At 42.4% G+C, this 11594-nt stretch carries 8 protein-coding genes; 7 read left to right on the forward strand and 1 reads right to left on the reverse strand.

Annotated features, from left to right (window positions below):
* The 7 genes from P178_RS0110985 (at position 1) to P178_RS0111015 (ending at position 8429) form a co-directional block, all read left to right on the forward strand.
* Complete coding sequence (locus P178_RS0110985) at positions 1-2562, forward strand: heavy metal translocating P-type ATPase (protein ID WP_027066268.1); 2562 nt, start codon at positions 1-3, stop codon at positions 2560-2562.
* A 45-nt stretch (positions 2563-2607) separates the two neighbouring features.
* Positions 2608-3042: a Fur family transcriptional regulator gene (locus P178_RS0110990; protein ID WP_027066269.1), complete on the forward strand. Its 435-nt coding sequence runs from the start codon at positions 2608-2610 to the stop codon at positions 3040-3042.
* Positions 3043-3292: 250 nt separating this feature from the next.
* The gene (locus P178_RS0110995) at positions 3293-4084 is read left to right on the forward strand and encodes a cation transporter (protein WP_027066270.1); all 792 of its coding nucleotides are present in this window, start codon (positions 3293-3295) and stop codon (positions 4082-4084) included.
* Between the two features lie 70 nt (positions 4085-4154).
* The gene (locus P178_RS0111000; RefSeq protein ID WP_027066271.1) at positions 4155-5048 is read left to right on the forward strand and encodes a cation diffusion facilitator family transporter; all 894 of its coding nucleotides are present in this window, start codon (positions 4155-4157) and stop codon (positions 5046-5048) included.
* 292 nt (positions 5049-5340) lie between these two features.
* Positions 5341-5523 carry a hypothetical protein gene (locus tag P178_RS23240; protein ID WP_155941618.1) on the forward strand — a complete coding sequence of 61 codons (183 nt, stop codon included), beginning with the start codon at positions 5341-5343 and terminating at the stop codon, positions 5521-5523.
* A gap of 15 nt (positions 5524-5538) precedes the next feature.
* Positions 5539-6381, forward strand: coding sequence for a universal stress protein (locus tag P178_RS0111010; protein ID WP_027066273.1), 843 nt, complete (start codon positions 5539-5541; stop codon positions 6379-6381).
* A gap of 68 nt (positions 6382-6449) precedes the next feature.
* On the forward strand, positions 6450-8429 hold the full coding sequence (locus P178_RS0111015) for a heavy metal translocating P-type ATPase (RefSeq protein ID WP_027066274.1): 1980 nt from the start codon (positions 6450-6452) through the stop codon (positions 8427-8429).
* An 81-nt stretch (positions 8430-8510) separates the two neighbouring features.
* Here P178_RS0111015 and P178_RS0111020 read toward each other — a convergent pair whose 3' ends face one another.
* The gene (locus P178_RS0111020; protein WP_027066275.1) at positions 8511-11591 is read right to left on the reverse strand and encodes an efflux RND transporter permease subunit; all 3081 of its coding nucleotides are present in this window, start codon (positions 11589-11591) and stop codon (positions 8511-8513) included.
* Positions 11592-11594 lie beyond the last annotated feature (3 nt).

Genomic DNA, 11594 nt, shown 5'->3' on the forward strand with positions numbered 1-11594 from the left:
ATGAAAAAACTAAAAATCAACATTCCTGTAATCCTTCCGCAGGTGCCGGACGAAAAAGATGCCTGTGTCAAGAGGCTCATCGATAAACTAAAAGGACGTCAAGGCATTGACAATGTACACGTATCCGATGAAAAAGCGGACGGTGTTCCGCAACTCTGTTTCCATTACGACCCTGATGTCATTTCCCTTGATAGGGTACAATCCCTGGCAGAGACTACTGGCGCCCAAATCACGGATAAATTTGGGCATAGGCTAATAGCCGTGGAAGGGATACGCCACACCCGTCACGCCCGAACCATCGAGAAAGCAGTCAAGGAGGTCGATGGAGTTCTCGAAGTTTCCGCATCTGCTTCAGGAATGATACGTGTGGAATTTGATAAGGGTATTACAGGATTTGGGGCGATTAAAAAGAAAATAGAAAAACAAGGGCTTACTATTATTGAACCTTCCGTTGATACAGAAGTGTATTTACAAAAGATGGAAATTTCCAACGGTGTAGAACAATCCGAAGATACTCAAGACAAGGAAGAAAATCAACACGTTGGCGAGAGCGAAGACCACGTTCACAAAGATGGCGAAGAACACGACCACAAGGAGGGTGAAGGTGAGGCACACGCCCACGGTGGTATTTTTGGAAAGAACACCGAACTTATTTTTGCCATCATTTGCGGTACGCTTCTGGGTATTGGTTTTGGCCTTTCCTACGTACAATCAATACCGGATTGGGTGAGTTTATCCCTTTACATTGGTGCTTACTTTTTTGGAGGTTACTTTACAGCTAAAGAAGCCATTCAGACAGTGGCCAAAGGTGGTTTTGAAATCGACTTCTTGATGTTAGTCGCCGCTATCGGTGCCGCTGCTTTGGGCGAATGGGCGGAAGGTGCCTTGTTACTGTTCCTTTTTAGTCTGGGGCACGCCCTTGAACATTATGCGATGGAGAAAGCCCGAAAATCTATTGCGGCTTTGGCGGATTTAGCACCAAAAACGGCCTTGCTAAAAAAAGATGGGAAGACCAAAGAAGTTGGTATTGAAAAGTTGAGTAAAGGCGATATTATTGTAGTTAAGCCAAACAGTAAAATATCTGCCGATGGCGTTGTTGTTGATGGTAAAAGCAGTGTCAACCAAGCCCCCATTACCGGGGAAAGTGTCCCAGTAGATAAAGTTCCTGTGGAAGATTCCGGCAAGGACTATTCAGAGGATGATGATATAAAGGACGAAAACCGAGTTTTCGCAGGAACTATTAACGGCAACAATACGCTTGAAATTAAGGTAATCAAAGAGGCAAAGGATTCAACACTGTCCCGATTGGTAAAATTGGTGAATGAGGCCCAGACCCAAAAATCGCCCACCCAGTTGCTTACCGATAAATTTGAAAGATATTTTGTTCCTTCCGTACTGGTATTGGTAGTGTTGTTGCTCTTTGCTTTTTTGGTCGTCGATGAACCGTTTAGTGCTAGTTTTTATAGGGCTATGGCCGTATTGGTAGCTGCCAGCCCCTGTGCCCTTGCGATTTCGACCCCGAGTGCGGTATTGAGTGGAGTGGCGAGGGCCGCTCGTGGTGGAGTGCTTATCAAAGGGGGTCGTCCTTTGGAAGACTTGGGGGTTATTACCGCGCTCGCCTTTGACAAGACGGGTACCCTGACCGAAGGAAAACCCAAGCTTACCGAAGTGGTCCCGCTTGGCGATATTTCTGAAAACGAACTTTTAAAAATAGCTGTAGCCGTAGAGAATCTAAGTGATCATCCTCTGGCAAAAGCAGTGGTTCGAGATGGGAAGGAACGTTTGAAAGGCGAGGAAATACCTGATGCAACCGATTTGGAAGCCGTGCTTGGCAAAGGTATAAAAGCGTCATTGGGCAATGACAAAATCTATGTCGGTAACCTCGACCTGTACGAAGGGCTTGATGAGAGCACCCCTTCCGAAGAGATAATAACGAAAGTCCGTGACCTCGAAGGTGGGGGAAATACTACGATGCTTATTCGGAAAAACCAAGAATATATAGGTGTTATTGCCCTAATGGATACCCCTCGCGAAGCTGCCAAGGAAACCCTCAAAAAATTAAAGGAAATCGGTATCAAACGAATGATTATGCTTACTGGTGACAACCAAAAGGTTGCCGATGCCGTGGCGAAAGAAATAGGATTGACCGATGCTTGGGGGAGCTTGTTACCAGAGGAAAAAGTGGATGCCATAAAAGAGCTAAAGGAAAAGGAATCCAAGGTGGCAATGGTAGGCGATGGTGTAAACGATGCACCCGCAATGGCGAACAGTACCGTGGGCATAGCAATGGGAGCGGCTGGAAGCGATGTGGCCTTGGAAACGGCGGATGTTGCCCTAATGGCCGACAAGTTGGAAACCCTGCCTTTTGCTATTGGCTTGAGTAGAAAAGCAAAAGCTATTATCAAGCAGAACCTTTGGGTAAGCCTTGGTGTTGTGGCACTGCTCATACCAGCCACCATTTTGAGCTGGGCAAACATAGGAATAGCCGTGGCATTTCACGAGGGGTCTACCTTGGTAGTAGTGGCCAATGCGCTGCGCCTTTTGGCTTATAAAAAAGATTAGAAAAATTGGGACTTAGAAGAATCCAGTTTTTTGAAAGAATATTAAATGACAAACACGGAAAAAATATTATTTACCAAAGGGATACGCCCTACTGAAATGAGGTTGAAAATTTACAAATACCTCAAGAGGAAGACCTATGCCGTAACCTTAAAGGAAATGCAAAAAGTCTTTATCGCCAAAAGTGAAAAAAACAAAACGGCAAACAGAACCACCTTTTATCGCAATCTCAAGACTTTTGAGGATAAAGGGTTGATTCATCAGATTAATGATGGGACCGGAGTGGCAAAATATGCGATTTCCGATGAAAATGCCAAAGATAAATACGGTACAGATTTACATCTGCACTTTCATTGTACCGATTGTACGAAAACAATCTGTTTACCAAATAAAATATCGGAAGAAAGCTTACCAAACGATTATCAAGTGAGCGATGTGAACCTGGTGTTAAAAGGAATATGTGAAAGTTGTAGAAAAAAATAATAAGGATGAAGAAGCTTCAGCAATTGACCAAGGAAATTAACGAATTGACATTGAGAATTGAGCAGGACTACCCCGAACTATACCAATATCTTGATGAAAATCCTATTACAATCCCTGATTGCGAAACACCCGAGATTTCCGGCAGCTCGTTCGTGGAATATTTGGATAGCTTAAAGTCAATCTTGGAAAGATATATAGAATCGCATAAACATATGAAGCACTAAAGGACAATTAATTCAGTAGTATATAAATGAATAAAAGCACTTTTAAAATCAGTAAAATGGACTGCCCTTCAGAAGAGCAGATGGTTCGGATGAAGTTGGAGGCTTACACTCAAGTAAAATATCTGGATTTTGATATTCCCAACAGAAAATTGGAAGTATATCACGTGGACGGTATCAAGGCCATACAAACGTCTATAGCCAGCTTAAAACTTGGGGATTCCTTAGAGGGAACCACAGAAGCCGAACCACCTGTAATAGAAGACCAATCCAAACAAAAAAAGATTCTATGGTGGGTCTTGGGCATCAACTTCGGTTTTTTCGTTATCGAAATGACCACAGGTTGGATATCTTCTTCTATGGGCCTTATTGCAGATTCGTTGGATATGTTGGCAGATTCCATAGTGTACGCACTTAGTCTGTTCGCGGTCGGCGGCGCTATTTCCAGAAAAAAGAAAGTGGCCAGATTCAGTGGCTACTTTCAAATGGCCCTGGCGACACTTGGGTTTGCAGAGGTCTTACGAAGATTTTTTAGTAACACCGAAACACCCTTGTTCCAATGGATGATTATCGTTTCAATTTTCGCATTGGCAGGTAATCTGATATCGCTCTGGCTTATCAACAAGACCAAGAGCCAAGAGGCCCATATGCAGGCAAGTGCCATTTTTACGTCCAATGACATTATCGTAAACGGTGGTGTTATAGTAGCAGGGGTACTGGTCTATTTTCTTAATAGTAAATGGCCCGATTTGGTGATTGGCGGCATCGTTTTCACATTTGTAATGCGTGGTGCCTTAAGGATATTGAAACTGTCGAGGTGAATTAAGTAAATTATTTTAAAAAGTAATAATGAATATTAAGTAAAATCATCTAATGTAAGAATCTAAAGAGTTGAGCAGAAATCCAAATAATATATCAAAGGAAGGGTTGAAAACTACGGTTATAGGAATCGTAGTCAGCATGTTTTTGGCAATCATCAAGTTTTTTGGTGGATTTTTCGGGCATTCCTATGCCCTTATCGCCGATGCCATAGAATCCACTACAGATGTGGTTTCTTCAGGTTTATTGTATTTAGGCATCAGGTGGTCTTCAAAAGCCCCTGATAAAAGTCATCCCTACGGCCACGGAAAAGCAGAAGCCCTTGTTGCACTGGGCATATCCTGCATACTTACACTGGCTGCTTTTATAATAACCAAAGAAAGTATCCGTCACATTCAAACGCCCCATAAAGTACCCGCACCCTTTACTTTAGTGGTGTTGATTGTGGTCGTGGTCGTTAAAGAACTACTTTATCGTTTTGTCCTGAAAACGGGAAACCACACAAAAAGTGATGCTATAAAAGCGGATGCGTTTCATCATCGCAGTGATGCGATTACCTCTTTGGCGGCCTTTATAGGGATTTCTATTGCATTGTGGGGTGGAAAGGGTTATGAAATAGCTGATGATTTTGCGGCTATAGTTGCCGCTATTTTCATATTGTACAATGCCTATAAAATAGCAAGACCCGCATTGGGCGAATTGCTTGATGAAGCAATTGAGCCGGAATTCCTTTCAGATATTAAGCTTAGTGCAGAACAAATTCCTTTGGTTCAAAGAATTGAAAAATGCCGGTTGCGCAAGATGGGAACGGCCTATCATATTGATATGCACATATGGATCGAAGGAGACAAAACCATTACGGAAGGGCATAGTATTGCACATCAAGTAAAAGATGAATTATTTGATAAATTCCCTCAGATAATGGATGTGCACATTCACTTAGAACCAAATAATACAAAGATATGAACGCTTGGCTTTGGGTAGTAGTATTAGGATTGGCAGCTTGGGCAGCACATTGGGGTGCGGACCAACTGTTGACACCTTTAAAGATGCTGCGCAAACAATGGGGACTGACCGCTTCCGCAGGGGCGGGATTCCTTGCCATCGTTACCGCCAGCCCTGAGTTGGTCATTAATGTTACCAGTGCGTCATTGGGCGTGTAGGATATTGTTTTGGTAAGCCATTATGCAAGCTGAAGCGTGGTTCTATGATTTAGGGGGCTGAATAAATGGTGAATAGACAATAAAAAATATTGACAATGTCTAAGAATAGAAGGGAGAGAAGGCAAACAAAAAAAGACAGAAAACCAGTAGTTGACGGAATAACGAAGAGGGATAAAGTTTCCTGTATGTTGATATTTGCTGCGATGTTTATGGTATTGTTTATCCTTTACTTTTTAGATGCTATTTTATATTTCTTCTACCTTCTTTTTAATACGTAACAAAAACAGAGTGATATGAAAACAACAACAATCTTGGTGCCGATAGATTTTACTCCGGTAGCGAAAAATACGGCGGACTATGTTATTGGTCTATCTAAGCAACTAAAAACGAAAATTATTTTTGTTCACGCTTACACCGTGGCATATCCGTCGAGCACCCCAATAGGAATGGGAACTATGGCAGCTCCAGTTTCAGGAACCCACGAATCCCAGAAAAAATTAAATAAACAAAAACTTAGGGAATATCTTGAAAGTTTTCCTGACCTGACATCCATCGATTACAAAAGTCAGGTTGGTTTTGGTGCGACCGTAGATGTCATTTGCCAAACAGCAAAAGATGAAAATGCCAATTTAATAGTAATGGGCACTAAAGGTGCGGATTCATCAATCGAAGAGTTTTTTATAGGTACGGTGAGTGAAAAAGTTAGCCGTAATGCCCCTTGTTCGGTATGGGTTGTTCCAGAGAGCGTAAAATTCACTTCCATCAGATATTTAGGTTTAGCGTTGGATGAGGATAGTTTAGAAAATGATGTCGATTTAGATCTCTTGGTCAACTTGCTGGAATCATTCACTGCCAATTTGCACCTTGTACAAATTACGAATAAAAATGAGATGCCCTTAAATGCAAATGCGGTGCGTGCATATTATAAAAACTTCTTGGGACAAAAAGAATTCCATTTCAACACTTTTCAAAACGAAGACCCTGAAAAAGGGATTGACAAGTTTCTTAGTCAAAAACCAATTGATGTATTGGTACTTCTCTTTAGGGAACATAAATTTTTTGAACGATTATTCGAGAAAGGGCTGAGAAGGAAATTAGTTTTTGGTTCCAGTATTCCCATACTCATACTTAAATAAGGTATTGTAATAACCAAAATTCAGTATTTCAAAAACATACTTCCGTGCCTTATATTTAATGACAACAAATGACGAAAAAGAAAAAATTAAGCTTAAGAGACCTCAAGGTCGCAGATAGTGACAAAAAGGATGCTTCTATGAATAATAAGGTTTCATCACAGCTGAACATTCGAGAGTATATCCCTGCCATCTTCAGTTTTGTAATGCTGGTGGCAGGCATCCTTTTTGACTATTTTGAAGCATTCCCCCACTTTTCTGGTTGGATTCGCGTATTATGGTACACGGTGGCCTATATTCCGGTTGGATTTCCCGTGATAGGGGAAGGGTGGGAAAGCATCAAAAGAGGTGATTTCTTTACCGAGTTCTTCCTGATGTCAATTGCGACTTTGGGGGCGTTCGCCATCGGGGAATATCCGGAAGGTGTGGCCGTAATGCTTTTCTATGCCGTGGGCGAACTCTTCCAGAATGCAGCGGTCAATCGGGCAAAAGGAAACATAAAGGCATTGCTTGATGTCCGCCCGAACGAGGCATTGGTATATCGTGATGGGGATTTTGTTTCGGTCGATCCCGAGACCGTCCGGATAGGCGAGAGAATTCAGGTGCGTGTGGGCGAGAAAGTACCGCTCGATGGTATGCTACTTTCTGAAAAGGGCTCTTTTAATACCGCGGCCTTGACAGGCGAAAGCAAACCAGATACCATTGCCAAGGGCGATACGGTTTTTGCCGGAAGCATTAATCTTGACGGCGTAATCGAAATCGAGACGACCAAGGAATTCAAGGACAGTTCCATTGCCCGTATTCTCGATATGGTACAGAACGCGACCGCAAGAAAATCCAAGACCGAGCTGTTCATTAGAAAATTTGCAAGGATATATACGCCTATCGTTGTATTCCTCGCCATCGGCCTGACGTTCCTGCCTTACTTTTTTGTGGATGATTACGTGTTTCGGGATTGGTTGTACCGCGCTTTGATATTCCTTGTGATTTCCTGTCCCTGTGCCTTGGTCATTTCCATTCCCCTGGGCTATTTCGGTGGATTGGGTGCTGCATCGCGCAACGGCATTCTGTTCAAAGGTGCATCCTTCTTGGATGCGATGACCAAAGTGAACACCGTCGTAATGGACAAAACGGGAACCGTTACCAAAGGAGTTTTCAAAATCAAGGAAATCAAGTCCATAACCTTTGAGCCTGCCCTGAGCGGAGCCGAAGGGGAAGCCGAGTTTATGAAGTACTTGATGGCCATGGAAGAACAATCCACCCATCCCATCGCAAAGGCGATTCTGGAATATAAAGCGGACGGTTCGGATTATGAAGCGGCCAATGTTTCGGAAGTGGCCGGAAAGGGATTGAAAGGAACGGTCAACGGAAAAACCGTGCTGGTAGGCAACAAAGCTTTGATGACCTCGAACAAAATAGAGGTTCCTCCTGAAACGGATGGTATCGTGGAATCAACCGTTATGGTTTCTATCGACGGCAAATTTGCAGGCTATGTAACGATAGCCGACGAATTGAAGGAAGATGCGCACGAAGCCATTAAACAAATTAGAGATGCTGGGATTTCCAAAATCATAATGCTGTCAGGCGACAAAGATTCCATTACGCAGCAAGTCGCTAAAGAATTGAACATCGATTGGGCAAAAGGCGGATTGTTGCCGGAAGACAAAGTGAACAAAGTCGAAGAACTCAAGAAACAACCCGATACGAAAGTGGCTTTTGTAGGCGATGGCATTAATGATGCCCCTGTCTTAGCAGCTAGTGGTGTGGGTATCGCAATGGGTGGTCTGGGCAGCGATGTCGCTATTGAGACTGCAGACGTTATTGTCCAGACCGATCAACCGAGCAAGATCGCACGCGCAATTCAAATAGGTCGTTCTACCCGAAAAATCGTTTGGCAGAATATCGGTTTGGCCTTTGGTGTCAAGGTCATTGTACTAATTCTCGGTGCATGTGGACTTGCGACAATGTGGGAAGCGGTTTTTGCTGATGTGGGCGTGGCACTTTTGGCTATTTTCAATGCGGTTAGGCTGCAAAGAATGAAGTGGGACTAACCTAAGTTTTTACTAATCAATAAAAAACGGTCGAAATATTAATATTTCGACCGCCCCGAAAAACCTTATAATGCTTATATTTTATTTCTTTGTTACCACCAATTGATACACGCAAGGAATTACAACCAAGTTTAAAACAGTAGCAGACAACAAGCCACCTAAAATAACAACTGCCATCGGACTTTGTATTTCACTACCTGGTTCGCCACCTTTTAGAGCCAATGGTATCAATGCCAGACCTGTGGTAAAGGCAGTCATTAAAATAGGGTTTAATCTATCTAAAGCCCCAGCTTTTATCAACTGAAAACCCTGTACTCCTTCTTTTCTCAAATCTTCATACCGTGAAACCAATAAAATACCGTTTCGTGTGGCAATACCAAACAAACTGATAAAACCTATGGTCGCTGCAATACTGATGATTCCTGACGTGAAATACACTATCAAGATTCCACCAATTAGCGCCAAAGGCAGATTAATCAATACTACAAATGCCAGTTTTACATCCTTAAATTCATAGTATAACAACAGGAAAATGATGGCTATGGCAACGATGGCTGTTATCATAAGCAATTGTGATGCTTTGGATTCACTTTCAAACTGTCCGCCATATTGTACACGGTAGCCTTCTGGCATATTCACGTTGCTGCCCACAACTTCCTTTATTTCATTTACCGCACCACGTAAATCCCTACCTTGAACATTGGCTGCGACCACAATCTTTCGTTGTACATCTTCCCGATTGATGGTGTTTGGACTGCTTACCGATTGGACAGTTGCCAACTCGCCTAATGTAGTTTGTCCGCCATTCGGTAAACTCATCAAGGTTTTATTAATGTTTTCAATATTATCTCGAAACGGTTTCTCATAGCGCACTACCAAGTCAAAGTATTGCTGTCCTTCGTAAATTTCGCCCACTTCTTCGCCTGCAAAAGCGATATCTACTTGTTCCATTAAATCACCAACCGTCATTCCATAAGCCGAGAGAATCTGGCGTTTGGGTTTGATGCGTATTTGTGGTACTTCAATTTGCTGATCTACCGCAACATCTGCCAATCCATCAATATCCTTTATGTTCTGCTCTACACTTTTACCAACTTCAAACAAACGTTGTAAATCGGAACCAAATATCTTTATGGCAATATTGGCGCGTGTTCCGGAAAGCATATGGTCAATACGGTGAGCGATGGGCTGTCCTAATGTGATATTAACACCAGGTGCGATGCTCAATTCATTTCGGACTTCTTCAAAGAACTCTTCTTTGGTTTTGTCTTCGAGAACAAAGGGCACATCAATTTCCGAAGCATTAACACCTTGGGCGTGTTCGTCCAGTTCGGCACGTCCTTGTCTTCGAGTAACGACCTCTATTTCGGGCATATCCAATAAAATGGTCTCTATTAACTTTCCAGTCTTATTACTTTCTTCCAAAGACATTCCCGGTGGACCAACGACACTTATTACCAAAGAGCCTTCGTTGAATTCTGGCAGGAAACTTCTTCCCAATTGCGTTACAACCAGAAGACTTAATACAAATGCAATGACAGTTACGCCTATAATGGTTTTAGGTATTCGTGTCGCTCGTTCCAGAAGATTGCCATAATGTTTCTGCAACCAACGCTCTACTTTTGTACCATCAGCCTGTTTGTTTAGAAGCTTCTCATTGTCCAATAAATAAGAACATAAAATTGGGGTTACTGTTACAGCAACAATCAATGAGGTCAATACAGATGTTACAAAGGCTATTCCCAGCGGTTGCAATAATCGACCTTCCATTCCGCTTAAAAAGAACAAGGGAACGAACGATACGATGATAATCAAGGTCGCAATAATGATGGAACTTCGTATTTCTACTGAAGCATCACGCACTACTTTTATTGTCGATTCCCGTTCCGCTTTTGGTTTTCTGATATTTTCACGCAAACGTTTATACACATTTTCTACATCAATAATTGCATCGTCCACCAATGCACCAATGGCAATGGCCATACCACCCAAACTCATTGTATTTATGGTGTAACCCAACCATTTTAATATGATGATGGAAACCAATAATGAAATAGGGATAGCCAGCAAGGAAATAACGGTAGTCCTCCAGTTCATTAAAAAGATGAACAGGATAATCATTACAAAAAACGCACCTTCTAAAAGAGTCATATTTAGATTACTAATAGAAGCATCTATGAAATCGGACTGTCTAAAGATTTGGCTTTTGATGTTGACACCTTTTGGCAAGGTTGTTTCCAAGTCTGCAATGGCTTCGTCCAAGCGGTCTGTCAACTCCAAGGTATTCACATCGGGTTGCTTTGAAATGGTCAGAATCACAGCGGGTTTTGCATTTAATGAACCGTCGCCAATTTTATCGGCAGCTCCGATTTGTACAGTTGCTACATCTTTTATTTTGATGGTTTGACCATTCACTTCCTTTAGAACCGCTTCTTGTAAATCTTCAAGCGCATACGCTCTACCGCTTCCCTTTATGATATACTGATTGCCATATTGGTTTATAATACCACCGGGCGCATTTTGGTTTGCTTCCTTGACGTGTTCCACCAATTCTGATAGGCTCACATCGTAATACTTCATCTTTTCGGGATTGGCAAATATCTGATATTGCTTGTAATCGCCACCAATGACCACCACATTTGCTATACCGCCAATGGCTTTTATGCGAGGTCTGATTGTCCAGTCTGACAAGGTTCGCAGTTCCATTGGCGACAAACTATCGGATGTCACTCCCAAAAGCATTATCTCTCCCATAATGGATGAAATTGGTGCCATAGTTGGTGCTCCGATACCTTCAGGCAAATTTTCCCGTACCATCGGGATGCGTTCACTAACAATTTGGCGAGCTCGATAAATATCTGTTCCCCATTCAAATTCTACCCAAACAATGGAAACACCTGCTGCCGATGACGAACGGATTCGTCTCACATTGGGCGAACCGTTTAAGGCTGTTTCAAGTTGATAGGTTACTAATTTTTCTACTTCTTCAGATTCCATTCCGTGTGCTTCGGTAAGAATTGTTACCGTTGGTGCCGTAAGGTCTGGGAATACATCGACGTTCATTGTACGTGCATAATACACGCCCAACACACTCAAGGCAACCGCTCCCAATAGTATGAGCAATCTATTTTGAAGTGAAATTGATAATATTTTGTTTAACATTTC

This window comes from Maribacter sp. Hel_I_7 (assembly GCF_000688315.1).
Lineage (GTDB): Bacteria > Bacteroidota > Bacteroidia > Flavobacteriales > Flavobacteriaceae > Maribacter > Maribacter stanieri.

Bases quoted from the DNA above. Each gene is read 5' to 3' on its own strand.
- P178_RS0111015 (WP_027066274.1), top strand. From the start codon at position 6,450: ATGACGAAAAAGAAAAAATTAAGCTTAAGAGACCTCAAGGTCGCAGAT.
- P178_RS0110995 (WP_027066270.1), top strand. From the start codon at position 3,293: ATGAATAAAAGCACTTTTAAAATCAGTAAAATGGACTGCCCTTCAGAA.
- P178_RS0110985 (WP_027066268.1), top strand. From the start codon at position 1: ATGAAAAAACTAAAAATCAACATTCCTGTAATCCTTCCGCAGGTGCCG.
- P178_RS23240 (WP_155941618.1), top strand. From the start codon at position 5,341: ATGTCTAAGAATAGAAGGGAGAGAAGGCAAACAAAAAAAGACAGAAAA.
- P178_RS0110990 (WP_027066269.1), top strand. From the start codon at position 2,608: ATGACAAACACGGAAAAAATATTATTTACCAAAGGGATACGCCCTACT.
- P178_RS0111020 (WP_027066275.1), bottom strand. From the start codon at position 11,591: ATGTTAAACAAAATATTATCAATTTCACTTCAAAATAGATTGCTCATA.
- P178_RS0111010 (WP_027066273.1), top strand. From the start codon at position 5,539: ATGAAAACAACAACAATCTTGGTGCCGATAGATTTTACTCCGGTAGCG.